The 25,422-nt window shown below is 61.0% G+C and carries 19 protein-coding genes and 3 pseudogenes; 11 read left to right on the top strand and 11 right to left on the bottom strand.

Going from position 1 to position 25,422, the window contains the following annotated elements:
- The first annotated feature begins 191 nt into the window (after positions 1 to 191).
- A complete protein-coding gene (locus tag FIV39_RS14820) occupies positions 192 to 2,942 on the top strand; it encodes a beta-glucosidase (protein ID WP_090406330.1) in 2,751 nt (916 codons plus the stop codon).
- Between the two features lie 60 nt (positions 2,943 to 3,002).
- Here the strand turns inward: FIV39_RS14820 and FIV39_RS14815 are convergent, their stop codons facing one another.
- Both FIV39_RS14815 and FIV39_RS14810 read right to left on the bottom strand, forming a co-directional pair.
- Positions 3,003 to 3,617, bottom strand: a complete 615-nt coding sequence (locus FIV39_RS14815; RefSeq protein ID WP_090406333.1) for a TetR/AcrR family transcriptional regulator — start codon at positions 3,615 to 3,617, stop codon at positions 3,003 to 3,005.
- Between the two features lie 62 nt (positions 3,618 to 3,679).
- Positions 3,680 to 4,720, bottom strand: a complete 1,041-nt coding sequence (locus FIV39_RS14810; protein ID WP_090406336.1) for a LacI family DNA-binding transcriptional regulator — start codon at positions 4,718 to 4,720, stop codon at positions 3,680 to 3,682.
- A gap of 209 nt (positions 4,721 to 4,929) precedes the next feature.
- Between FIV39_RS14810 and FIV39_RS14805 the strand changes: the two genes are divergently transcribed.
- The 3 genes from FIV39_RS14805 to FIV39_RS14795 are packed head-to-tail and all read left to right on the top strand — an operon-like array spanning position 4,930 to position 9,375.
- Positions 4,930 to 7,113, top strand: coding sequence for a TonB-dependent receptor (locus tag FIV39_RS14805; protein WP_090406339.1), 2,184 nt, complete (start codon positions 4,930 to 4,932; stop codon positions 7,111 to 7,113).
- 1 nt (position 7,114) lies between these two features.
- The gene (locus FIV39_RS14800; protein ID WP_090406342.1) at positions 7,115 to 8,446 is read left to right on the top strand and encodes an LLM class flavin-dependent oxidoreductase; all 1,332 of its coding nucleotides are present in this window, start codon (positions 7,115 to 7,117) and stop codon (positions 8,444 to 8,446) included.
- Complete coding sequence (locus FIV39_RS14795; protein WP_090406345.1) at positions 8,443 to 9,375, top strand: sulfonate ABC transporter substrate-binding protein; 933 nt, start codon at positions 8,443 to 8,445, stop codon at positions 9,373 to 9,375. The genes FIV39_RS14800 and FIV39_RS14795 overlap by 4 nt, the downstream gene beginning before the upstream one ends.
- A gap of 424 nt (positions 9,376 to 9,799) precedes the next feature.
- Here FIV39_RS14795 and fecE read toward each other — a convergent pair whose 3' ends face one another.
- The 5 genes from fecE to FIV39_RS14770 form a co-directional block, all read right to left on the bottom strand.
- Positions 9,800 to 10,591 carry a Fe(3+) dicitrate ABC transporter ATP-binding protein FecE gene (fecE, locus tag FIV39_RS14790; RefSeq protein ID WP_090406349.1) on the bottom strand — a complete coding sequence of 264 codons (792 nt, stop codon included), beginning with the start codon at positions 10,589 to 10,591 and terminating at the stop codon, positions 9,800 to 9,802.
- 4 nt (positions 10,592 to 10,595) lie between these two features.
- Positions 10,596 to 11,564: an iron chelate uptake ABC transporter family permease subunit gene (locus tag FIV39_RS14785; RefSeq protein ID WP_090406352.1), complete on the bottom strand. Its 969-nt coding sequence runs from the start codon at positions 11,562 to 11,564 to the stop codon at positions 10,596 to 10,598.
- Entirely contained in the window at positions 11,561 to 12,550 is a 990-nt protein-coding gene (gene fecC, locus FIV39_RS14780) for an iron-dicitrate ABC transporter permease FecC (protein WP_090406355.1), read from the bottom strand. Before fecC ends, FIV39_RS14785 begins: the two co-directional genes overlap by 4 nt.
- A 2-nt stretch (positions 12,551 to 12,552) precedes the next feature.
- Complete coding sequence (locus tag FIV39_RS14775; RefSeq protein WP_090406357.1) at positions 12,553 to 13,473, bottom strand: Fe(3+) dicitrate ABC transporter substrate-binding protein; 921 nt, start codon at positions 13,471 to 13,473, stop codon at positions 12,553 to 12,555.
- Positions 13,474 to 13,675: 202 nt separating this feature from the next.
- Entirely contained in the window at positions 13,676 to 16,081 is a 2,406-nt protein-coding gene (locus FIV39_RS14770) for a TonB-dependent receptor (protein WP_090406360.1), read from the bottom strand.
- Positions 16,082 to 16,831: 750 nt separating this feature from the next.
- Between FIV39_RS14770 and FIV39_RS33730 the strand changes: the two genes are divergently transcribed.
- Together FIV39_RS33730 and FIV39_RS33725 are read left to right on the top strand one after the other, a co-directional pair.
- A complete protein-coding gene (locus tag FIV39_RS33730; RefSeq protein ID WP_315899139.1) occupies positions 16,832 to 17,212 on the top strand; it encodes a hypothetical protein in 381 nt (126 codons plus the stop codon).
- 84 nt (positions 17,213 to 17,296) lie between these two features.
- Entirely contained in the window at positions 17,297 to 17,686 is a 390-nt protein-coding gene (locus FIV39_RS33725) for a hypothetical protein (protein ID WP_315899138.1), read from the top strand.
- Here the strand turns inward: FIV39_RS33725 and FIV39_RS33930 are convergent.
- Positions 17,682 to 17,810: pseudogene (locus FIV39_RS33930) on the bottom strand (hypothetical protein); the annotation flags it as partial. The gene FIV39_RS33725 and the pseudogene FIV39_RS33930 overlap by 5 nt on opposite strands.
- 416 nt (positions 17,811 to 18,226) lie before the next feature.
- Here FIV39_RS33930 and FIV39_RS14750 point away from each other — a divergent pair.
- Together FIV39_RS14750 and FIV39_RS14745 are read left to right on the top strand one after the other, a co-directional pair.
- A complete protein-coding gene (locus FIV39_RS14750; protein ID WP_244176366.1) occupies positions 18,227 to 18,400 on the top strand; it encodes a hypothetical protein in 174 nt (57 codons plus the stop codon).
- A gap of 333 nt (positions 18,401 to 18,733) precedes the next feature.
- A complete protein-coding gene (locus tag FIV39_RS14745; protein ID WP_090406369.1) occupies positions 18,734 to 20,290 on the top strand; it encodes a methyl-accepting chemotaxis protein in 1,557 nt (518 codons plus the stop codon).
- A gap of 129 nt (positions 20,291 to 20,419) precedes the next feature.
- Here FIV39_RS14745 and FIV39_RS33465 read toward each other — a convergent pair.
- Positions 20,420 to 20,563, bottom strand: a pseudogene (locus tag FIV39_RS33465) (alpha/beta fold hydrolase); the annotation flags it as partial.
- A 173-nt stretch (positions 20,564 to 20,736) separates the two neighbouring features.
- Between FIV39_RS33465 and FIV39_RS14735 the strand changes: the two are divergent.
- The 3 genes and pseudogenes from FIV39_RS14735 to FIV39_RS14725 all read left to right on the top strand — a co-directional run bounded on the left by FIV39_RS14735 (position 20,737) and on the right by FIV39_RS14725 (position 23,259).
- Positions 20,737 to 21,063, top strand: coding sequence for a DUF2388 domain-containing protein (locus FIV39_RS14735; protein WP_090406372.1), 327 nt, complete (start codon positions 20,737 to 20,739; stop codon positions 21,061 to 21,063).
- Between the two features lie 241 nt (positions 21,064 to 21,304).
- Positions 21,305 to 21,510, top strand: a pseudogene (locus FIV39_RS14730) (integrase); the annotation flags it as partial.
- Between the two features lie 294 nt (positions 21,511 to 21,804).
- Positions 21,805 to 23,259 carry a tyrosine-type recombinase/integrase gene (locus tag FIV39_RS14725; RefSeq protein WP_047530966.1) on the top strand — a complete coding sequence of 485 codons (1,455 nt, stop codon included), beginning with the start codon at positions 21,805 to 21,807 and terminating at the stop codon, positions 23,257 to 23,259.
- Positions 23,260 to 23,464: 205 nt separating this feature from the next.
- On the opposite strand, the gene FIV39_RS14720 is transcribed toward FIV39_RS14725, so the two are convergent.
- Both FIV39_RS14720 and FIV39_RS14715 read right to left on the bottom strand, forming a co-directional pair.
- Entirely contained in the window at positions 23,465 to 24,667 is a 1,203-nt protein-coding gene (locus FIV39_RS14720) for an MFS transporter (RefSeq protein ID WP_020300766.1), read from the bottom strand.
- Positions 24,667 to 25,407: an alpha/beta fold hydrolase gene (locus FIV39_RS14715; protein ID WP_047530979.1), complete on the bottom strand. Its 741-nt coding sequence runs from the start codon at positions 25,405 to 25,407 to the stop codon at positions 24,667 to 24,669. The genes FIV39_RS14720 and FIV39_RS14715 overlap by 1 nt, the downstream gene beginning before the upstream one ends.
- Positions 25,408 to 25,422 lie beyond the last annotated feature (15 nt).

Below are 25,422 nucleotides of genomic sequence, written 5' to 3'. Positions count from 1 at the left end.
ACACTATCTACAACAATAACTAATACAATTTTTACACTAATAAAACTGCGAAATTCGCCAAATAGTTGCAATTAGCCATCGGTTAAAAATTGCGATCACGGGCAACTGTTGCCCAGAAAAAAGTGACGAGGTGCAGTGCAACACGCACTTCTCGGCGCGCCATGTTTACTGAACTGTTGTCGGAGAGACCCATGAATAAACGCAAAATGCTCGGTGCACAGTCGGCATTCGCCCTGCTGGCACTGGCCGTGTCCCAGGTGCATGCAGCCACCAGCCCCGCCCTGGATGAAGGCCGGGTAAGCCGCGCAGAAAAGGCTGCGGACAAGACCCTGGCGAAGATGACCATGGAAGAAAAACTCGCCTACATCGGCGGCACCGGTGGCTGGGACGTCAAGCCACTGACCCAATACGGCATCCCGCAGATCCACGGCGCCGATGGCGGCGTGGGCGTGCGCTACACCAGCGAAGGCAACGCTCAGGGCGTGGTCTACCCGTCGGGGCCGAACCTGGCCGCCAGCTGGAACCCGCGTCGCGCCATCGACCTGGGCCGTGCCCTGGGCTATGACACCGCCAGTGGCGGTTATCAGTTCGTCACCGGCCCAGGCATGAACCTGTACCGCATGCCGTACAGTGGTCGGGCGTTCGAGTACTTGTCCGGTGAAGATCCGTTCCTCGGCGCCAGCCTGGGGCCGGCGGTGATCAACGGCATTCAGTCGCGTGGCGTGTGGGCCAACGCCAAGCATTTCGCCGCCAACGACCAGGAAAGCAACCGTTTCCACCTCGATGAAATCATCAGCGAGCGCGTGCTGCGCGAAATGACCCTGCCGCCGTTCGAGTCCGCCTCGAAGAACAGCAAAGTCGCGATGATGATGTGCGCCTTCCAGAAGGTGAACGGCGAGTTCGCGTGCCAGAACAAGCACCTAATGCGTGACATCCTCAAGACCGAATGGGGCTATCCGGGCTTCGTGCAGAGCGACTACAACGCGGTGGTCGACGGTTTGCCGGCGGCACAGGCGGGTACCGACCTGGACATGATGGGCTACCAGATGAACAGCACCATCCTCAAGCCGTACCTGGACAGCGGCGAGCTGAGCAGCGCGACCATCGATGACAAGGTGCGCCGCATCCTCAAGCAGATCTACCTGTACAAGTTCGACAGCAAGGCGCCGCTGACCAGCCACAACATGAACAGCGCCACCAGCAACCGCGTGGCCCTGAACGCCGCGCGCGAAGGCATCGTGCTGCTGAAAAACCAGAACAGCCTGCTGCCGCTGGACGCGAACAAGGTCAAGCGCATCGCCGTGGTCGGCACCCTGGCCAAGTACGCGCCGCCTACCGGTTTTGGCAGCGCCAACGTCATGGCCGCCAACTACATCAGTGAGCTGAGCGGTTTGCAGCAACTGGCGCCAGGCGCCAAGGTCGAGTTCATCGACGGGCTGTCCCTGGACCCGGCCACCTCGACCTGGACCCATGCCGACAGCAATGGCAACAGCGTCAAAGGCTTGAAGACCGAGTTCTTCAGCAACACCAACTGGTCCGGCGACCCGGCCGCCAGCCGCACCGACACCCATGTCGACCTGGACTGGTCCACCGACAGCCTGCCGGTGAACGGCGATACCGCCGCCACCTCGATTCGCTACAGCGGCCAGATCACCCCGACGGTCAGCGGCGAGCAGGTGTTCAAGGTACGTGCCGACGGCGCCGTACGCCTCTACGTCAACGGCAAGAAAGTCCTCGACAACGGCGACGGCAAACCGCTGCCGAACAACAGCATTCCACCGACCATCCCGGTGTTTGCCAAGGTCAACCTGGAAGCCGGCAAACCGGTCGACATCAAGCTGGAATACTCACGCCGCAACGGCTACCTGTCGACCATGGGCGGCCTCGTCGGCGTGCAGATGAGCTGGGCTTCGCTGGTGGCACCGCAGGACCTGGCCAAGTACGACGCGGTACTGGTCGCGGCCGGTAACAGCAATGAATACGAAGGTGAAGGCTTCGACCACAGCTTCGACCTGCCCGAGTACCAGAACCTGCTGATCCAGAGCATCGCCAAGGTCAACCCGAATACCGTGGTCACCCTGCACGGCGGCACCGGCCTGAAGATGAGCGACTGGATCGACCAGGTACCGGCCGCGCTGCATGCGTTCTACCCTGGGCAGAACGGCGGCCAGGCCTTGGCGGAGATCCTGCTGGGCAAGGTCAACCCGTCGGCCAAGCTGCCGATCAGCATCGAGCGCAACATCGAAGACAACCCGATCTACGCGACTTTCCCCAAGTTCGACAACCAGGAAACCCTGGCCGAGATGAGCTACAAGGACGACCTGTTCCTGGGCTATCGCGGCTACGAGAAAAAGGGCATCAAGCCGCTCTACCCGTTCGGCTACGGCTTGTCGTACACCACCTTCGGCTACAGCAACATCAGCGTGACCCCTGGGGTGGCGGTGGCCGGGGCGCCGATCAAGGTGTCGTTCGACCTGGCCAACACCGGCAAGGTCGCGGGCGCCGAAGTGGCCGAGTTGTACGTGGGCCAGAACAACCCGAAAGTCGAACGCGCGATCAAGGAACTCAAGGGCTACAAGAAGGTGTTCCTGAAACCGGGCGAGAGCAAGCGCGTGACCATCGAGCTCAACGATCGCTCGCTGGCCTACTACGACGTGGCGAGCAAGCAATGGGTCGTGGATGCCGACAGCTTCAACCTGTCGGTGGGCGCGTCGTCCCAGGATATTCGCCTGAACGCCAAGCTGGTCAACCCGTTCCGCCAGGAACTGTCGACCACCACCAGCAACCCGCTGCCACGCTCGGCGCTCAACTCGACGCTGCGTGAATCGACGGTGAAGACCGGCGGTGTGCTGCATCAAAATGAAGGCGATAGCGGCACCAGCGACGGTGATGGCTATGACATGAGCGATGACAGCAGCCAGGGCAGTGCTGCGGGTAACTGATCCCCACTCAGGCTAGTGTGGGAGGGGCACGCCCCCTCCCACATGTTGCCTGTGTTCGACTCAGGTTCTGATAGCTGCCTCGACCCGTGCGATGTAGCTGTCAAACCGCGCCACCAGGTCCACCTGCTCCGGAAAGCGCAGCCACTGGATCTGCAGGCCATCCATCATGGCCAGGATTTCTTCCACCAGCCCGGCGATGTCCACATCGCTGCGCACTTCCCCCGCTGCGACCAGGTCGGCAAACTGCCCCTGCATGCGCCGCTGGATCCCCGCATAACGCTCCTGGAACCACGCCCACGCCGGTTGGGTGTCGAGCAGACTTTCGGCATTCAAAATCGTAAACGCGCGCACCACGCCCGGCGCGGTGGCGTTCGAACGGTTGATCGCGCGCAGGCTGCCGAGCAACCCGGTCAGGGACTTTTCGGCGCGCACTTCATCGGCGATTCGTTGATTGACCTCGTCGCGACGTTGCAGCACGCCCATCAATAATGAAATTTTGCTGGGAAAGTGATGCAACACACCGGCCACGGAAATACCGACGATGGCCGCCACTTTTGCCACCGAAGCGCCGCTGTAGCCTTCCAGGGAAAACACCTGCAAGGCCGCGTCCAGCAGCTCTTCGCGGCGTTTTTCACCTTTGGGGGCGCGGCGGGTCTTGGGGGCGGGCTCGGTCATGGGGACATCCTTGTGGGCAGGCTTGCACCGTATCCAAATTGCCCCCAGGCCGCAAATAAAGCTCAGGCGCTTTCCCGTTCGATCAGGCGGCAGTCCAACAGGTTCAAACGCTGTACTTCCTCCTCAACCGGCACTACTCCAAGGCTTTCCAGCACCCGCGTGGCCGCCAGCACACCAATTTCCAACGCGGGCGGCTTGATGGTGCTGAGGCTCGGCAACAGCATCTCGGCAAACGGGTAATCGCCAAACCCGAGCACGGCACAGTCCTGCGGGATCTTCAGCCCGGCGCGCTGCCCCGCCAGCAAACCACCGGCGGCGAGGTTGTCATTGGCGAAGAAGATCGCGTCGGGCGGTGTGGCGTGGTTCATCAAGGCTTCCATCGCCTGCCTGCCGGCCTCGAAGGGCGCGCGGTCGGCGTCCGGGGCGAAGACCCAGGGTTGTACACCCAGCTCGATCAGGGTCGCGGCAAACCCATCACCCCGTTCCAGCGCGCTGAAGTCGCCCGTAGCGCTGTTCTGCACGAAGGCGATGCGCCGATAACCCTTGCCATGCAGGTAGCGCGCGGCGGTGACGCCGACTTCGTAGTGGGAAAAACCGATTTGCAACGGCGCGCGGTCGGGCACGTAGTCCCAGGTTTCCACCACTGGAATATCGGCATCGGCGATCATTTTTTCGGTGCCCGTGCTGTGAAAGCGGCTGGTCAGCACCAGTGCCGCCGGCGACCAGCCGAGGAACGCGCGCACCGCGCTTTCTTCCTGCTCGGCGCTGAAGTAACTGGACGCCAGCAACAGCTGATACCCATGGCGACTGAGGGTGTCGCTGAAGCCCTGGATTGTGTTGGCGAAGATCGGCCCCGAGATGTTTGGGATCACCATCGCCACGATCCGCCCGCGCGCCGACGCCAGGCCGCCGGCCACCAGGTTGGGCACATAACCCAGCTCGGCCACCACCTCGGCGATGCGCTCGCGACGCTCGGGTGAGACCTGCTCCGGCTGGTTGAAATAGCGCGACACGGTGATCGCCGACACCCCGGCCTGGCGGGCCACGGTGTTCAAGGTGACGCGCCCGGCGCCACGGCGTTTGCGCGGTTTTTCTTCGCTCACGGGATAATCCTGCTAACAACAAAAAAGAATATAGGAATAATTTTTAATTCTTTGACGCTCTAAACCCAAGTTACCAATAATGTCGATGTTAGCGCTAACAAAGCGCGCTGTCTGCTACTCGCTCAAGCGAATGCCCAAGACAGTTTCCACAGGCGCTGACGGTCGCAAGAACCGCAGCGGTTCAGGGCATTTTTTCGAGCGAACACACCATGCACAGGCACACGCACTTATTCCTTCTCGCCGGTCTGACCGCCCTCCCCGTGCCCGGCGCCTTTGCCGCTGACGAACAGGAACCCACGCTCAAAGCGGTGACGGTCACCGCCACCCGGCGTGAAGAGTCACTGCAAAAAGTCCCGGTGGCGGTCTCGGTGCTGGACGGCGAACAACTGGAGCGCGACAACCGCAACGGCGTGGCAAGCATCGCCCAGCAAGTGCCGTCGCTGAACTTCCGCACCGGCGCCTCGAACAAGGACACCTCGCTGTTCGTGCGCGGCGTGGGCACCATTTCCACCTCCCCTGGCGTGGAGCCGACGGTGGCCACGGTGATCGACGGCGTGGTCTATGCGCGCCCCGGCCAGGCCACCCTCGACCTGCTGGACCTGGAACGCATCGAAGTGCTGCGCGGCCCGCAGGGCACCTTGTTCGGCAAGAACGCTTCGGCCGGCGTGCTCAACATCACCAGCAAGGCGCCCAGCGCCGAGACCCACGGCTACATCGACCAGGCGTACTACAGCGGCAATGAAAGCCGCACCCGTTTCGGCATCGGCGGCAGCCTGGTGCCGGATGTGCTCAAGGGCTCGATCAGCACGCTGTTCGGCAGCTACGACGGCAACGTCGACAACCAGCACAACGGCCAGGAGGTCAACGGCTACAACCACAAGGGCATCCGCGGCAAGCTGGCGTTCACCCCCAACGATGACGTGACACTGACCCTGATCGCCGACTACATGCAGTCCCATGACGACGCGCCGAATGGCGTGGTCAGCAAGTCCCTGAGCCCGGGCTTCACCACTGCCTTGAGCCCGGTGCGCGCTTCCAGCGACAACCGCGACATCAACACCGATACGCGCAGCCATGTCGAGGACACCAACAAAGGGTTGTCCGCTCAGTTGGACTGGAACCTGGGCGACTACACCTTGACCTCGATCACCGCCTGGCGCGGCTGGGACAACACCCAATACCAGGACGGCGACCGCCTCGGCACGGTGACTGCCGCCTTCCCCGGCACCGCCGACAAGGGCGAGCTGGCCTTCGACCAATACTCCCAGGAACTGCGCCTGGCCTCGCCCAAGGGTGAGTTCCTGGAGTACGTCGGCGGCCTGTTCTACATGCATGGCAAGGACGAGGAAACCTATCAGCGCACGCTCACGACCACCACGCGCACCGACCGTGGCATCGCCGACTACAGCACCACCAGCGACAGCTACGCGGTGTTCGGCGAGACCACGCTGAATTTCACCTCGCGCTTTCGTGGCATCGCCGGCCTGCGCTACACCCACGATGACCTGAAATACGATCACCGCCGCGTCTCCACCTCGGCCACCACGGTCAGCGGGATTCAACCGGCCACCTCCAGCTCCGGCTCGGTGGACGAAGACGGCTGGTCCGGCCGCCTCGGCGTGCAGTACGACATCAGCGACAGCGTCACCAGCTACCTCACCTACTCGCGCGGCTACAAGGGCCCGGCCTACAACGTGTTCTTCAATATGCAGCCACGCGATACCGACGCGCTCAAACCGGAAACCTCCAACACCTGGGAAGCCGGGATCAAGGCCACCGCCTGGAACAACCGCCTGACCACCAACCTGGCGGTATTCCACAGCGACTACGACAACTACCAGGCCAACTTTTTCGACACCGTCGCCGGCCAGGTCGTGACTCGCCTGATCAACGCCGGCAGCGTCAGCACCGAAGGCGTCGAGCTCGATTACGCCCTGCAAGCCACCCAGCAACTCAAGCTCTCCGGCGCCCTGGCCTACACCCGTGCGCGCATCGATGAGTTCGCCTGCCCGGCCGGTGCAGCGGCGACGTGTAACGTCAACGACAAGCCACTGCCCTTCAGCCCGGACTGGAAAAGCTACGTGCGCGCCGACTACACGATCCCGCTGGATAACGGCCTGGACATCGAACTGGGCACCGACTACAGCTGGCAGAGCGAAGTGCAATACGACATCAGCCAGAACGTCGACACTAAACAAGGCGCCTATGGCATCTGGAACGCCAGTGTGGCCCTGGCCGACTACAGCAACGGCTGGCGCGTGGCGTTGCTGGCCAAGAACCTCGCCGACAAGTCCTACTCACCGCTGCTGGCCAGCGGTGGCAACTACATTTACCGCGCCGTACCCCGTGACGATGAGCGTTACTTCGGCGTGCAACTGCGCAAGGATTTCTAGCATGAGCCGTCAACTGAAACTCGGCGCCTTTCTCATGGCCACCGGGCACCATGTCGCCGCCTGGCGCCACCCGGACGTACCGGCGAATGCCGGGCTGGACTTCGCCCAGTACAAACACCTGGCGCGGGTGGCCGAAGCGGCGAAGTTCGATGCGCTGTTCGTGGCGGACAGCATCGCCGCCGCCACCGGCGAGATTGCCAGCCATATGGCGCGCTCGGACCATTTCGAACCGCTCACCCTGCTCTCGGCGCTGAGTGCGGTGACCGAGCATATCGGCCTGATCGCCACCGCGACCACCAGCTACAACGAGCCCTACCATGTGGCGCGCAAGTTCGCCTCGCTGGATCACCTGTCCGGCGGGCGCGCGGGCTGGAACCTGGTGACCTCGGACAACGCCGCCGAAGCGCAGAATTTTGGCCGCGACGAACACCTCGGCCATGGCGAACGCTACAGCCGCGCCAAGGAGTTTCATCAGGTGGTGACCGGGCTGTGGGACAGCTGGGAAGACGATGCCTTTGTGCGCGACAAGGCCAGCGGCAACTATTACGACCCGGCGAAGCTGCATCTGCTGGACCATGTGGGCGAACACTTCCGGGTCAAGGGCCCGCTGAATGTGGCGCGCTCGCCCCAGGGCCAACCGGTGATCGTGCAGGCCGGTTCGTCCGAAGCTGGCCGTGTGCTGGCGGCGCAGACCGCCGAGGTGGTGTTCACCGCACAGACCTCGTTGGCCACTGCCCAGGCGTTTTATGCCGACCTCAAGGGACGCTTGAGCCAGTACGGGCGCGAGCCGGATTCGCTGAAAATCATGCCCGGCGTGTTTGTGGTGGTCGGGGCAACCGAGGCCGAGGCCCAGGCCAAATTCGAGGCGTTCCAGGCGCTGGTCGAACCGCAGGTCGGTGTCGCGTTGCTGGGGCGCATGCTGGGCAATTTCGACCTGTCCGGCTACCCGCTGGACGGGCCGTTGCCGGAGCTGCCGTTGACCGACAGCGGGCAACGCAGTCGTCAGCAACTGCTGAGTGACTTGGCCAACCGTGAGCAACTGACCCTCGCGCAATTGGGTCGGCGAATTGCCGGTGGCCGTGGGCATTACAGCCTGATCGGCACGCCCGCGCAGATTGCCGATGAGCTGCAGAACTGGTTCGAAAACGGCGCGGCCGATGGTTTCAATATCCTCGTGCCGCACTTGCCGGGTGGGTTGGAAGACTTCGCGCAATGGGTGGTGCCCGAGCTGCAGCGGCGCGGCCTGTTTCGCACTGAATACAGCGGTTCCACCTTGCGTGAAAACCTCGGTCTGCTGCGCCCGGTCAATCGTTTTACAGAGGGTAAAGCATGAAGTTTCCCGCACTGATCCTGGCCCTGCTGGCCGTGACGCAAACCGCGCTGGCCGCCGACCCCGCCACCCTGCGCATCGGCTACCAGAAAGGCTCCATCGCCCTGGTGCTTGCCAAGCAACATGACCTGCTGGAAAAGCGCTTCCCGAAGACGGATGTGAAATGGATCGAATTCCCCGCCGGCCCGCAGATGCTTGAAGCGCTGAACGTGGGGGCACTGGATGTGGGTTCCACCGGCGACATCCCGCCGCTGTTCGCCCAAGCCGCCGGGGCTGACCTGGTGTACATCGGCGCCGAACCGCCCAAGCCGAGCGCCGAGACTATCCTGGTGCGCAACGACAGCCCGCTGCATTCGGTCGCGGACCTCAAGGGCAAGAAAGTGGCGTTCCAGAAGGGTTCCAGCTCCCACAACCTGATCCTGCGCGCACTGAACAACGCCGGCCTGAGCTACAAGGACATCCAACCGGTGTACCTGCCTCCGGCCGATGCGCGAGCCGCGTTCGAACAAGGCAGCGTCGATGCCTGGGCGATTTGGGAACCCTACTCGTCACTCGCCTTGAGCCAGAGCCCCAGCCATGTGCTGGCCAATGGCGAAGGCTTGGGCCTGTCGGGACCGGTGTACACCGCCCGGCGCGAGTATGCGCGGGACAATGGTGCGTTTATCCATGCTCTGCTCGACGAACTCACCGCCGCCGAAGCTCTTACCCGCAGCCAACGCGAAGACAGCCTGAACGTACTGACCGACTTCATGGGCCTGCCCGCCGACGTGGTTGCGCGCTACATGGACAACCGCCCGCCTTCGCCGATTTTGCCGATTGATGAGGGGATCATCCAGGCGCAGCAGGCGACGGCGGATCTGTTTTTCCAGAACCGGTTGTTGCCCAAGGCCATTGAGGTCAAGAAGGCTGCGTGGAAATCTGAAGCCAACTGAGATCCTAATGTGGGAGGGGCAGTGCGACGATTCGACTTGCCCCCGATGGCGGCCTCTGGGCCGACCATCTCATTAGGGCCTTGCCCCACCACTCGGCACCTCGCCCAGGCTCGGTGTGCCTGTAATCCGACAGTGATTTGGCTACAACGTTGTGTAGATACCCATGGCCATCGGGGGCAAGCCCTAATGCCGATCAGTTAAGGAGGAACACTGTAAGTGTGGCGAGCGGGCTTGCCCCGCGTTGGGCTGCAAAGCAGCCCCAAAACACAGCCCCGGACCTGCCTGGCACACTGCAGCGCTCTTATTGGGGCTGCTGCGCAGCCCGACGCGGGGCAAGCCCGCTCGCCACAGGTTACTGTGTGCCCGTGCTATCTCTTGACTGGCCGGCATTAGGGCAAGCCCCCTCCCACATTTTTTGACCGCGTCAGGCTTGGGTACGGGTGCTTTTTTCGACCAGGCACATGGGGGTGCCGGCCACCGGCTCGCGCATGATCTGCACCTGCACCTCAAATACCTGGCGCATCAACTGCGCACTGATCACCTGCGCCGGCGCGCCATCGGCCACCAGCTTGCCGGCGTGCATCACCGCCAGGTGGTCGGCGTAGCGGCAGGCCTGGTTGATGTCGTGGAGCACGGTGATCACGGTCTTGCCTTCGGCGGCGAGTTCGCCCATCAGGTCGAGCAGTTCGACCTGGTGGCTGATGTCGAGGTAGGTGGTGGGTTCGTCGAGCAACACCACAGGGGCGTTCTGCGCCAGGACCATCGCCAGCCAGGCGCGTTGGCGCTGGCCGCCGGACAGGTCCGCCAGGGCGCGGTCGGCCAGGTTGTCGAGTTCCAGGCGTTGCATGGCTTGGGTCACCTGGGCCTGGTCATTGCCGCTCAGGCGTCCCCACAGCGAGTTGTGCGGGCTGCGGCCGTAGGCGACCAACTGGCGCACGCTGACGCCTTCGGGCACCGGCAGCACTTGGGGCAGGAATGCAATGTGCCGGGCCAGTTGGCGGGCGGACAGGCTGGCGTAGGCCTGGCCGTCCAGGCTCAGCTCACCTTGCGTGGGCTTGAGGATGCGCGCAAACGCCTTGAGCAAGGTGGACTTGCCGCAGCCATTGGGGCCGATCAACGCGGTGACCTTGCCCGCCGGTGGCGTGAACGACAGCCCCTGCACGATGGGGGTAGCGCCATAGCCGATATCCAGCTCGCGTGCTCGAAGAATACTCATGTCATCAGCCCTTGAACCGTGCCAGCAACCAAAGAAAATACGGTGCGCCAATCACCGCTGTAAGCACCCCGGCGGGGATTTCGCTGGGCGCGATCAACGTGCGTCCGAGGGTGTCGGCCAGCACCAGTAACAGCGCGCCGATCAGCATCGCGGCCGGCAGCAGGTACTGGTGATGCCCGCCCACCAGGCGCCGCGCCATATGCGGTGCGACCAAACCGATAAAGCCAATCGGCCCGATCACGCCCACGCCCAGACTGGTGAGCAGCACCGCGCAGGCCATCGCCAGCCAACGCGTGCGACCCAGGAAGGTGCCCAGGCTGTGGGCCGCTTCATCACCGAGGGCGATCAGGTTCAGCGGTTTGGCCAGGCACAGCCCCAGCGGGATCAGCACCAGGAACGGCAACACCAGCGCTACATGGTGCCAGTTGCGACTCCACAGGCTGCCGGTGAGCGCGAGCAAGGCGGTGTTGATGTCCAGCGGGTGGGACAGGATCAGAAACTCGGTGATGCTGGACAAGGTCACCGCAATCGCCACGCCGGACAGCGCAAAACGCACGCCGGAAAAACTCACGCCGCTGTTGTACAGCGCCAACAGCAACGCACCACCGGCACCGCCCAGGCAGGCCACCAGCGGCAACCAGGCAATCGGCAGGTGCGGCCAGCTGATGATCGCCACGGTCAGCGCCAAGCCTGCGCCTTGGGTCACGCCGAGGATCTCCGGCGAGGCCAGCGGGTTGCGAATCACGCCCTGCACAATCGCCCCGGCCAGGCCGAATGCGCAGCCGGCGAGGATCGCGATCAGGCTGCGTGGCAGGCGGTGGTTCCAGACTTCAAAGTCGAGGGCGTCATGGGCCAGCAGGCGCTCCAGCACGGTTTCGGGCGTGAGCCACAGGGTGCCGGCGCTGAGGCTGACGAAGGTCGCCAGCAGCAACAAACCGAGCAGCAGCCAAAGGCGCAATCGTGGCTGGGTCATAGGGCGCGCCTGGCGAGAAAGAGGAAGAACGGTGCACCGATCAATGCAGTGACCACCCCGGCCGGAGTTTCCACCGGGAACGCCACGGCGCGGCTGAGCAGGTCGGCGCCGAGCACGATCACCGCGCCCAAGGCGGCACTCAGCGGGATCAGCCAGCGGTAGTCATTGCCGAGAAACTGGCGAAGGATATTCGGCGCGATCAACCCGACAAAACCGATCGGCCCGACCGCGCAGACGCTCGCCCCCACCAGCAACAGGCTGGCGACGAACACCTGCAAACGCAGGCTGGCGATGCCCACGCCCAACGAGCGCGCGGCGTCTTCGCCGAGGTTGATCAGGTTCAGGCGCGGCGCGCACCACAGCGCCCACACGCCGCCGATCAAGGTGCACGGCCAAAGCAATTGCACCTGCGCCGCACCGACGTTGGCCAGGGAGCCGGCCAGCCAATTGAGCACGCTTTGCGCCTGGGCCTCGACCAGGATCACCGTGAGCCGGGTCAAGGCAGCACACAACGCGGCGACGGCCACCCCGGCCAACACCAGTCGACCTTGAGCCGTGGTCGGCGACCAGGCACCGCCGAGGCTGAACACCGTGACCCAGGCCAGCGCGCCGCCCAGGCAGGTCATCAGCAAGGCACCGCCGGCAAACGGCGGTGCGACCAACCCCGTGGAAAACAACGCAAGCCCCAACGCCGCGCCCGCTGTCACGCCGAACAGCGACGGCGATGCCAGACGGTTGCGGGTGATGCCTTGCATCAGCGCCCCGGCCAGGCCCAGGCAGGCGCCCACCAATGCCGCGCATACCGCACGCGGCACGCGCAACTGGGCGACGATATAGGCCATATTGCCGCCCACGCTGCCCTGATGCACCAGGCCATTCCAGGCATCCGTGGCGGTGAGGGTGAACGGCGACCAGCTGTACAACGACAGCCAGAACAACACGGCGCCCAGCACTACGATGCCGGCTGCGGCCAAACCACGGCCCATGCTTATTGGCTCAGTACGGCTTTGCCGCCCTTGAGGATCGCCAGGGCGTCCTCGGCGATCTGCTCCGAGGCCAACACGCCACGGTTGCGCGCCCAGCTGTCACCGTCCACTTCGGCCACCTGCTGGTGACGCACCGCGCCCAACACTTGCCACAGCGGCTGTTTGCTCCAGCTGTCGACGATGCTCGGGCGGCGGTAATGGCCGACCAGCAGCCAACCTGGGTCCAGCGCCAGCAGCTGTTCCAGGCTGACGAATTCAGTGGGCGCGGCGTTGGCGCGCACCGACGGCACTTTCAGGCCGATGGCTTGCAGCACGCTGCCGGCGTAGGAGTCCGGGCCGTGCACGGAGAAGCTGTCTTCACGGGCGACACCGAATAACACGCTGGCACCGGCCGGGATCTGCTGGGCGATGTTTCTCAGGTTTTCACGGTTTTGCGCGATGCGGACTTCCATCTGCGGGCTTTTGCCCAAGGCCTTGCCGATCAGCTCGGCGGACTTGAGGCTGCCCTCGTAATCCTCACCACGCGAGGGCAACAACAAGGTCGGCGCAATACTCGCCAGGTCGCTGTACAGCGCCTGGTGGCGGTTGAGGTCGGCAACGATCAGGTCCGGCTTGAGCCGCGCGATTTCCTCGATGCTCGGCTGCGAACGCAGGCCCACGGATTTCCATTGGCCGATGGCCTGGCGCACACGGGGCAGCACGCGATTGGCGTCGCCATCATCGGCGGCGCCGACTGGGGTCACGTCAACGGCGGCAAGGCTGTCGAGAAAGGAGAACTCCAGCACCACCACTCGCTTGGGCGCATCGGGCAGATGCACCGCGTGCTGGCCGTCGTTGAGGTCGATGGGGGCAGCGCTTAACAGGCTGGAAGAGAACGCCAGCAGGCAGGCGGCAAAGGTGGGGATGGAGCGCAACAATTGCATGAAGGTACCTCGGCGTTAAAACACCCCAGCTGGACCGGCTGGGGAAAACGGCGGGTACTATTCCATATCGGGGCGGCGCGATCAAAAAACATTCTCATTTGTGGGAGGGGGCTTGCCCCCGATAGCGGTGTGTCAGTCAAGGATGCTCCAACTGAACCGCCGCAATCGGGGGCAAGCCCCCTCCCACTTTTTTAATCCGCGTCTAGAAGTCGACGGTGGCAGACAGCAGGTAGGTGCGCGGGGTCGACAGGGTCAGCCCCGGCTCGCTGTCATCCGACGCACCGGCCGAACTCCAGTAGCGCTTGTCGGCGACGTTCTCCACATTCGCCCGCAGGGTGATGTGCTTGTCATCCACCTTGAACGCATAGCGGGCGCCGACGTCGATACGGTTCCAGGCGTCGATTTCCTTGACGTTGGACTGGTCCAGGTATTGGGAGCTGGAGTGGATGCCCCGGCTGGTCAGGGTCAGGCCTTCGAGGGTCGGAACGTCCCACTCGGCGCCGAGGTTGACGTTGTACTTGGGCGTGGCCGGCGCGCGGTTGCCGTCCCAGGCGCCATTGGTGGTGTCCTTCAATTTGCTGTCGATGTACATCACGCCGCCGAGCAAGCGCACACCCTTGAGGGGTTCGCCGAACACGCTCAGCTCCGCACCGGTGTTCTGGCGCTTGCCATTGGGACCGAACAGCAGCGAGGTGGAGTTGGTCTCGTAGGCCGGTTGCTTGATGCGGAACACGGCGGCGGTCACGGCGAAGGCGCCGGCGTCGTACTTGGCGCCCACTTCCACCTGGCGGCTGATAAACGGCGGGAAGATCTGGTCTTCGTTTCTCGACGTGGACGGTGCGATCTTGCCCTGGCTCATACCTTCCATGTAGTTGGCGTACAGCGACAGCTTGTCGGTGGCTTTGAACAGCAGACCACCCGAAGGCGAGATCTTTTCTTCGTCGTAGTTGGTCTTGCCTTTGATGCCATTGCTCCAGTCGTCCACGATCACACGCTGCCAACGCGCGCCGAGGGTGAGCAACAGGCGGTCATCGAAGAAGCCCAGGGTGTCGGACAAGGCCACGCCACTGAATGTGTTCTCGGTGTACACCTTCGCGTCCTGGCGCGTGGCCACAGACGGCGTCGGGGTTTGCACGGGGTTGTAGAGATTGCTCGATGCGTTGGCATAACGCGCACCGCCGTTGGTGAAGTCCATATAGAAGTAGCTGGCGGCCAGGTTGACCTCATGGCTCACCGGCCCGGTGTGGAACCAGTTACGCACGCCGGCCGTGGCAGTGCGGACGTTTTCATCGCGGGTGAAATCCCGAGGCGAGACGGTAAACGCGCCGGCTGCGTTGCTGACCGACACTGCATGGCGCAGGAACTCGTGGTTACTTTTACGCGCGCCCACACCGCCGTAGAGCATCACCGAATCGCTGAGGTCATATTCGGCATTCACCGTACCGAAGGTGTCCTTGGTGCGGGCCTTGCTCCAGGACTGCGCGTAGTTGCGGCGCACATCGTTGGCGCTGGGCACCGGCGCCGCGGCCGCTACTTGCACACGCTCCTGCGGGGCATCGGTGTCGCGCTCGGTGCGGCCGATGTCGGTGGAAAGACGCAGGCGCTCGCCACGAAAATCCAGGCCCAGCACGGCCATCTCACGGTCGACGCTCTGGTGGTCCCATTCGGTATCGCCGGACTGCTTCACGCCGTTGAAGCGCAGGCCGAACTTGTTGTCCTCACCGAAGCGCCGGCCCACATCCACCGCGCCGCCGGCCTGGCTGTCGGAGGCCCAGGTGCCGGTGAACGAGGTGATGTCCTTGTCCGTGGCGCGCTTGGGCACCACGTTGATCCCGCCGCCCACGCTGCCGCGCGGCGAGATGCCGTTGATCAACTGGGTGGGGCCTTTGAAAATGTCGACGCGGTCGGCCATTTCCATGTCGATGGTGTAGGTCGGCAGCACGCCGTACAGGCCGTTGTAAGACACATCACTGTTGAACAGGCTGAAACCGCGAATGGTGAACTGCTCATAACGCCCACCGGCCGGGTTGGTGGCGCGTACCGACGGGTCGCTGGCGATCAGGTCGCCGAGGGTGCGCGCCTGCTGGTTTTTTACCGCGTCCTGGGTGTAGGTGGTCATGCTGAACGGCGTTTCCATGAAATCCCGCGTGCCCAGCAAGCCTTGCGAGCCACGCCGCGCCACCTGGCCACCGGCGTAGGTGTCGCCGTCGTACAGGCCGGTGGTACCGAGAATCGACGTCGGCGCCAGTTCCAGGCTGCTGCCATCCGGCGCCGGTACCAGCATATAGGCCTGCTCACCCATGGGTTGCAGCTGCAGGCCGGAGCCTTGCAGCAGACGGGCAAAGCCCTCTTCCACTCCGTACTCACCAGACAAACCGCTGCTGCTGCGCCCGCTGACCAGCGCCGGGTCTATCGACAGGTTGACCCCCGACAAACCGGCAAAGCGGGTCAACGCCGCACTCAGGCTGCCGGCCGGCACCTGGTAGCTGCGGCGCGCGGCGCTGTCTTCGGCATAGCTGACGGGAACGAACAACGGGCTGGCGCTGAGGCTCAGCATCAGGCTCAGTTTGAGCAACGGGCGCAAGCGCAAAGGGAGGACGGCGGGCATGGGAAGAAGCTCTCGATTTTGTTCACTTGCCTGGAATGACAGGCGAGGTGAAAAAAGGGGACAGGCTTCGACCAACTTTTTTATGCAACCGGCACTTCCAAGCCGACGTTGACCCGGTCCAGCACCACCAATGTCTTGAACCGTTTCACATTGGGATTCTCGGCGAACAGCCGGCCGGCGAGGTCCTGGTACTTTATCCCAACTCCCTCGGCAGGCAGAAACGGAGCGTCTCATGGTTTTTTGATTCACCTGTCGCCGGTGTTTCCGGCGAAGTCGAAGGGTTCCGTCGCCACGGAGCGGCCGGGCATGCCGTAATACCAGTCAGCTAAGGAACCTGCGACCAACTTGCCGCGACCGTGCGGCAAGTTAAAAATCCCGCTGAGTTCGGCGCCATTGACCGCGAAATATCGCGTACGCGCCGCCTTGGCGAGCTTGTCAGCCCATTTCTCCGTGTTACACGCGTAATCAGCCCATACCCATCAGTTTTTTTCGAGCCATCCACCAGTTGGACCTTGGAATAGGTGCTGCGTCGGGAAATGCGCCAGATGGCCAGCTCGGTGGGGGGGGGTGAACCTGGCATATCCGATCCGCACGCCTGAGAAAGCGGACAAGCAGGTGTTTCAGTTTTCCATGGGACAGACGTTCTGAAAGCGTCAGCGCGTTTATATATTCTTTTTCATTAAGGAACTCTACTGCTGGCTCCAGGTCGGGAGATGTATGTATTTTCATTTCACAACATGGATAGGTCGGATGAAACAGATGTCCTGCGTCGGGGCCAAGCCGGTTGGCGATAATAAGCTGCCGTTGTTTGCACCCGCATCAGTGCCGTGTTTAAACGCACGCTCGCCGACCCTACACGACTTTGATGCCTGTCGGAATGTCGAATCAGGCGCGGTTTTTATTATTGCTTCCGGCCCTTCAGCCAAATCATTTCCCCTCGAAAAGTTTGCGCACGTGCCCATGATTACGATGAATGGCGCGATTTCGATGTTTATGAACACCGACATCAAACCGAGTTTTTACGCCTGCACGGACAGAAGCTTTTCCAACCAGCAGCCGGATTTATTCAACTACGCCATGGCTGTCAGCCAAAGGGTCGCGCTATGGGCAGACCATGCGCAATCATCCTGAGTTCGTCCAACCGGGCAGCTCTACCCGTTGTCCAAGGCTACAAGGCCGTCGTGGCTCGATGTGGCGCTCGGGAGACAAAAAGAGTTGGTTACCGATCACTCCTTGATCGCCCGTCGGAAACGACCCATCGGGTTCAGCAAGGACATGAGCCAGGGCTTTTTTGATGCTCGAACCGTGGCCTACCTGGCCATACAGCTGGCATTCCACGTCGGGTTCTCCAAGGTTTTCCTGGTCGGCGTCGACCTGGACGAAAAGTCGGGGAGGTTTTACGAAACGAAGGACTCCATAAACTCCCCCTGCGGGCTCGATCAACACTATTACACCCGCATACTTCCGTCGTTCGAGTTGATGTCCAAAAAGGTCATGGGGGATGACTTCATGGTTTACAACTTATCCGATATTTCGAAGATTCCAGAAAGCATCATTGCGCGTGTAACCGTTGCGGAAGTGGAAGCGATGCTCCAAACGCCATGAAGCAAGAAAGGGGCGAGTAGCGCACGCCTTGGCGTGACTTGATCTTCGCTCGCTCATCGAGCGGTTGCTCATCCCATTGGGCGTGCCAGGCACAAACGGTCACAGGGCCATGAACCTCGGTCAAGCGTGAGCTGGACCGGCGCTTGATCGACGGCATGCTGCTGTGTACTGCACTGGAAAAACGCCGCAGTCGCTGATCTAACTGACAGCTAAGACCGTACTAACGCAGTTGCACGTTATTGAATGCAGATTGAATCAAGATTCAACTTATCGGCTGAATCGAATCATCTGTTTAATCCGTGAAACACACTACAGCTGCGTAAGCGACATTATAAGCAGGGTGAATACCCGCACAAAAAAGCTGTGAACTTTACTGTTTCACCGCGTTAGCCATTAGTCGAATACTGCCTCCCGCGAGCAGGGCCTTATAGTGCGCAACCTAAAACATACCTCCTATTGAAATAGTTCTGAGTATTTTTAATGTCCCTCAAGCCCCCCTCGCCGAATGCACTTGCGATTAATGAGGAGCTATTGCATTTAATGCAAGCAACCGCTAACGCCCAAACGGCCTGGATGACCACCGTCAACCATTTGGAAGCCGCCTGTGATGACGTCTGGCTCGCGCGCATGTGGGAAGTCGAGAACCTGGAAAACCAATACAGGGCCTGCCAGGACCAATTGTTTTCCTACCTGAAAAAAACCATCAAACTTTAAATACCTGGTGACTGCCGCCTGTCTTTTGGTAGTTAGCCGCAAGCATTCGGGCCAAACAGAACTCGGTCCTCCTGAATATTCGACTAAAGCACAAGACAACATTGTGGCTCCCAGAAAATCAACTTAGTTAACTAACCACCCTCCCCGCCAACGCCTGAAAAACATAGGGCTGTATCCTTTCAGTGACACTACAGCCGATGAACACCACCTGCCGATAATTTTTTCACGCAAGGTACAAGTCGAAGTGTGGAACATGCTCGCGATTAAAGCATTGGAGGTGTAGGTCGACACTCAGGGGATCAATAATCAACCTGCTTTATTTTAGGAGTCTGTATGTTCGGCTGGATCAGCAATATCCGAGTCAGTGCTAAATTAAGTTGGGGGTTCGGCCTGGTGCTGGGGCTTGCGTTCTTGCTGGCCGCGACCGGCTGGTACGCCGTGGTGACACTGACCGAGCGCGGGCTTAAGGTTGAAAAAATTGCGCAGATCAGCAACTACACCAAAGACTTGCGAATCATCCGTCTGCGCATCGGTACCAACGCTCAAGCGAGTGCCTATCAACCGTTGCAACAAACCCTGGATCAACTGGCAGCCCACCTGCACAGTATCCGGGAGCTGTTCATCGAGCCGATGGATAAAGACCTGATCCAGCAGCAGGAAAATGCGGTCAACGAGTACGGGAAACACCTGCACGACCTGTCCACGCCTGACATTGACCAGGCGGCGCTATTTAAACGGATGGGGCAGTTGGGTGACCTGTTGCTCGACACCACGCAAACCCTCATTCAATCGCAAAATACCAAACGCGATGCCGATGCCGCCTCTGCCAAGACCCTGCTGGGACTCGTCGCGGCCCTGGCACTGTTGCTGGGTACACTCGCCGCCTGGGTCATCACCCGCCAAATAGTGAACCCACTGCAACACACGCTCCAGGCAGTGAACCGCATTGCCCAGGGTGATTTGACCGAGCCTGTAAAGGTCGACCGGCGTGACGAGTTGGGCCAACTGCAATCAGGCCTTGCGCAGATGATGCACAACCTTCATGAGCTGATTGACGGCATTCGCTCCGGTGTTATCCAGGTGGCCAGCGCGGCCGAGCAGTTGTCGGCAGTCACCGAGCACACAAATTCCGGCATCAGCAATCAAAAAGCCGAAACGGATCATGTGGCCACCGCGATGAACGAGATGACCACCACTGTCCAGAACGTCGCACGCAATGCCGAAGAAGCCTCTGCGGCCGCGTCCATCGCGGATCAACAAGCCTGCGAGGGGGAACAAATCGTGGGTGAGGCGATTGCACAGATCCAGCGCCTGGCGGCAGAACTCAACCAATCGGCCGATGCGGTGCGCCATCTTCAGGAACAAAGTGACAAGATCGGCGGCGTACTGGATGTGATCAAAGCCGTCGCCCAGCAAACCAACCTGCTGGCGCTGAACGCGGCCATCGAAGCGGCCCGCGCCGGCGAGGCTGGCCGTGGCTTTGCTGTGGTGGCAGACGAAGTCCGCAACCTCGCCCTGCGGACCCAGCGCTCCACCGAAGAAATTGAAAGCCTGGTCGCCGGGGTACAGAGCGGCACCCACGCCGTGGCCTCAGGTATGGAAAGCAGCCTGGTACTGAGCGAAAGCAGCGTGGAATGCACCCATCGGGCGGTCAGTGCGCTGGAGAACATCACGGGCAAGGTCTCGATCATTCAGTCAATGAATCAGCAGATTGCCACGGCGGCGGAACAGCAAAGCGCCGTCACCGAGGAGATCAATCGCAGCGTGATCAACGTGCGCAACATCTCCGACCAGACGGCCGACACCTGCGAAGAAACCGCCGCGTCGAGCAACGAGCTGGCGCGGTTGGGGCATGAATTGGAGCGGTTGGTGGAGCGGTTTAAGGTTTAAGGCGCGCAAGGGCGGCTGCCGGTTTGCGGTAGCCGCTGCTGGCATTGAAGCCTAGCAATGAACGCCTCGCCCGCCGGTTCGCCCGATGGGCGCCCATGAAAACCCGCCAGCCCTCAGGAAAACCGCCCCCCCGGTGAGGCTGTTCGCGTGGAAATCGGCGATCTGTTGCCACATCGCGATCGGGTTGGAATACATCGGACCGTGCGCGCAAACCGCAATAGGCGCCAGCCGCATACGTTCAGCCTGGAGGCAGTAGGACAACGACTTGGATCGTGTCCGATCTAACCGGACACGTTGTTGGCCTGCTGGTGAGGACGTGGTGTCGGTGATTCAGCCGATCTCGACATTCATCGCGATGCACCGGGTGCCGGCGCCGGCTTCTTGTTTCTGCTGATCCCCTGCTCTGGTATGGTGGCGCCCACTGATCGCAATGGAAGCATCGAAGAATGGACTCATGGAAGACCCTGGCAGCCGTCGTTATGGTATCAATCAGCGCTGAAGCAATGGCGTGGTACGTCGAGAATCCGGTCGAGAGAGCGCTGAGCGCCACTACCCTGTTCCCAACGATGGTGCTCGGAGGTACAACAGCATTTACAGTCTACGGGCCCTCAATGATGAAAAAAGCGAAGGACGATGCCCTCGCATTCATTGGTTCAGATGGCGAAATTCGCGGCGCTCAGTTTGAGCAAGCAGTTCGCTTTTATCGTGCGACATACACGCCGCCGCTGATGAACGACCAGCAACTGGCCCAGGCAATCTCTACCTCGTACTGAGCGCGACCTTTCACGACCTTTTCACAGTCAATTGTCTATTGTTACCCCAGCTCCTAGTGAACATCCCTTTAAGCCCGCCCTCCCCATCGCGGGCTTTTCTTTGCCTGCGATTCGCCCTTAGCGATAAGTCCTCCCTGATCTACACTTCCTCAGTCGAGCTTTCGCCCCCTCTCGGTGCTCGACAGACCGCACATGCGGGCGTTTTGTTACCCACGACCTCAAGCGGAGGAGCGACCATTTCTACGCAGGATGGAAGGAAGAAGAGATGCCGGCTTCCATGAAGTGCGAGCGCTGTCGCTGCACCTGTACAAGAAAGCCGGTAAGGACGGGCAGAAGATTGCAGGCCATGCGAGCGAGGGCATGACCAAGAACTACCAGCGGGACCACGAGGAAATCATTTGGTCCGAGGCGATTCCGGATCTGAATATCAGCGAAATCACCGGGTAGTTTTGCGCCAGTTTTGCGCGGGTTTTGCGCAGGCACAAAAAAGCCGATCTATCTGATCGGCTTAAGAGTCTGATTTTACTCAGGAATAATGGTCGGGACGGAGTGATTCGAACACTCGACCCCTAGCACCCCATCTCCTTTTTCATACTTCTTGAAAGCTTCCAAAATTTTACTCTGGATTTTTCTAAGCTAGTATTTACTTGAGCTCCAGCGGTGTTCTGCTCTACGAGAGTCCAGTAACGTCCATCAAGAGCCGACGTTTTTGTGGGGGGAAAAGTAGGGGGAACTCATTTTATGGCCAAAATCACCATCAAAGAACTCGAGTCGCTGACCGCCGATGATGCCGGCCGCATCCTCCGGGAGGATGGCAATCTCGCCGGTCGAATCTCAGTCCGTAAAGACGGTGTGTCAGTCAGCTTTTTCTATCGTTATCGCTGGGGCGACCAGAACAAAGAGTACTCCTGCGGGTCCTGGCCGCGCAAATCCCTGACGGACATCCGCAAGGCCCGCAACCAGGCCCGAGCGCTCATCGATGAGCAGATCAATCCCAACGAGCAAAAGAAAACCGCCAAGGCACAGGCTCATGCCGCGACGAACGCAAAAGCCGCACAAGAAAAGTCGACGAAGGTGCAGACACTGACCGTCCAGGATCTGGCCAAGGCCTGGCTGTTGGATGGCGTCGCGCGTAAAGACGGCAATGCCGAGTTGCAACGGCGCTTTAACAAGGACCTATTCCCGGCACTCGGCAAGACCGCGGTGAACAATGTTTCCGAACACGATATTCGGGCGCTGATCCGCACCGTGGTCAACCGCGGCGCTCACCGGCAAGCGATCAGCTTCTTCGCCGACCTCAGCCAGATGTTCAGCTGGGCCAGAAAGCGCCAACCTTGGCGGGCGTTGCTGGTCGAGGGCGATCCAACGGAGCTGGTCGACATCACCCCCCTGATCCCTGCCGATTACGAGGCCGAACGAAGCCGGATCCTTTCGCCGGCTGAGCTGTTGGAACTGCACAACCGCTTCCAGCAAATGACCACCGATTACAACGGCCTCCCCGCCGGGCAAAAATATGAAGGCATTCGACCACTGAAGAAGGAAACCCAACTCGCGCTTTGGATCAGCCTGGGCACCCTGTGCCGGATTGGCGAGTTGCTCCAGGCCGAATGGAAAAATGTCGATCTGGACCAGCAGACGTGGTTCCTCCCCAGTGAAAACGTCAAAGGCACTCGCGGCAAGAAACAGGACCACCATGTATTCCTCTCCCCCTTCGCCCTGCATTTCTTTCAGGAACTGAAGACCCTAACGGGACATTCCCAATGGTGCTTCCCGAACAAGCTGGATGATGGGCATGTGGACGTAAAAGTGGTGAGTAAACAGGTCGGCGATCGCCAGGCGCGGTTCAAAAACCGCAAGGCCCTCTCCAGGCGGCGTCATGACGATACGCTGGTCCTTGCCAACGGCCAGAACGGTGACTGGACACCGCATGACCTGCGCCGAACGGGAGCGACCATGATGCAGGCCTTGAGTGTCAGCCTGGACGTCATCGATCGCTGTCAAAACCATGTGCTGGCCGGCTCTCGGGTGAGACGCCACTACCTGCATCACGACTATGCCGAAGAGAAGAAACGCGCCTGGAATCTGTTGGGCGATCGACTCAGCGCCGTATTGTCCTCAACCTACGAGCACCCAGCGATCGAGTCGATGATGTCCTTTCCAGACTACGCAGCCGCAGAGACTCTGCCGTCCTCATAAGTCGAATTCTTATAACGCTGAACTCCTTGTAGTTATGTATATATCGCTGAGAGCTCGGTTCGGGTCGATTCCGACCCGACATGACACGCAGCAATCGGCCAATAGCGGTATAGCTGGTTCTGTTATTTTCCCGCTGACAGATCGTCGGAGAGCTTACTTGCACGTCAGTTATGTGAAACAGAGGTATGCTATTAAACAACTAACACTAATCGCGTATACGGCCCTTCCGCCATAGGCAGAGCACTACCAGAAACCCGCCCATCGACATCAGTGCTGCACAGAGAAATATCGCAGCAAAACCAAAACCTGACGCAACCAGGCCCATCACCGGACCGGCCATCCCCACTGCAATATCGAAGAATAATGAAAGGGCACTGAGCGCCGAGTTACGGTTCACGGCCGGAGTGCTGGCCAATGTCTCCACCCCAAGCCCCGGGTAGACCCATGACACCCCTATGCCGGTCAGCGCGCCGCCGGCAATTGCCAGCGCAGGCGAAGGCGCGAGCCATATCAGCAGCATGCCCAACGTCTGCACAAGCAGGCAGCCGCCCACCACTTTGTACCCTCTGAATCGCTGCAGTATTCCCGGCGACGACAATCGGGCAACGATGAAGCCTGCGCCGAAACCACTTAAGCAATAAGCGGCGTGGTCCCAGCCGAGACTATCGAAATACAGTGCGACGAAGGCCGTAAGCCCGCCAAATCCTACCGAGCTGCAAACCAGGACCAGGCCGTTGGGCATGACCGCGAACAGGACTCGATAAAAAGCCAGCCGGGCGCCTGCAACCAATGGCGCTGGGCGCTTGCCCAGAGCCAAAAGCAGGAACGCCAAGCCAAGCAACACGGTGCACAGTCCCACACTGGCGATACCCATCGAATTGCGCAGCAGCACACCCAGTGGCGCGCCAACAGCCGTGCCGCCGTAAGCCGCTATTCCGTTCCACGACATGACCTGTGCCGCCCGAGGGGCACCACATAACCCGATGGCCCAGGTGCAGCAGGGCGTGGAGATCATGGCCGTGGACGCCCCCAACACCAGCCTCCCCAGCAGTAATAGCGTCAGGGTCAACCAGGGTTGGGTGGGCAGGATAATGGCGAGCGCCGTCAGGGCGCCGCTCAACATCAAGCCACTGAACCCGCACACAACCGCGTATTTGGCACCCAGGCGATCAGCCACGCCACCGGCCAAGGGGCGGGCCAGGAGCGTCGCCAGGTACTGCGAGCTGATCACCACACCCGCGAAAACCGAGGTCAGGCCCAGGTCATTGAGGACGTAGCCCGGCAACACCGCGAGCGGCAAGCCACTGCACACGTACGAGACAAAGTTGAATACGATGATGGACAGGATCAACCCGTTGCGTTGATTTGCCGTGCCGTCGCTCCGGCTTAAAACACCGATATTGCCCATCACTCATGCCGCTCTATACCCCGTACGACATCCGCCAGCAGCTGGGGGTGTGATACGAACGGCTCGTGCGCCGTATCGATTTCGATCACCACGCCAGCACCGGCACGTTGCGCAAAACGGCGCTGCCAGTCGATGGGCAAAATGTTGTCGCGCAGGGTGATGATGTAAGTCGCCGGGATCGATCCTTGATACCCCTCACGACTGATGGAGTCTGTCGCCACACAGAGTGGCGTCGTGTCCTGACTCACTTCGCTTAACAACCAACTCAGGGTTTGCTCACTCAAGTCCTGACCGAACATGGCCACGGCCAGCGCTTGAGGAGTTGTTTGCACTGGGTCCAGCGGCCAACCGACATGTTCCGGGCTTTCGCCATGCAGCGTAGTGCCAAGCAACTCCAGAATCGATTGGCCTTCACTGGGCAATGCGCAGGCCAGGTAAACCAGCTGCGAATATAGTTGCGGAGCGGCCACCACCATCATTGGCAGCACGCCCCCCGCGATGGAATGCCCAAGCAACACGGCCTGGTTCACGCCGAGTGCATGCAGGTCTTCATTAAGTTCGTTGACCACGTCGTCTAGCCGCAGGGACGCAACATCCCGACCGCGCTTCTTGCCGCACCCTGGCATATCCAGAGTGATCACGCGGTCGAAGCATCCGGGTTGCTGGTTTAACGCTTCCACAAAGTGTTCCCAACACCAGGACCCATGGTTTCCGCCATGCAGCAATACCAAATCAGTCATGCGTACGCTCCTGAC

Source organism: Pseudomonas grimontii (assembly GCF_007858185.1).
Classification (GTDB): Bacteria; Pseudomonadota; Gammaproteobacteria; order Pseudomonadales; family Pseudomonadaceae; genus Aquipseudomonas; species Aquipseudomonas grimontii.
This window is presented reverse-complemented; position numbering and strand designations above follow the sequence as displayed.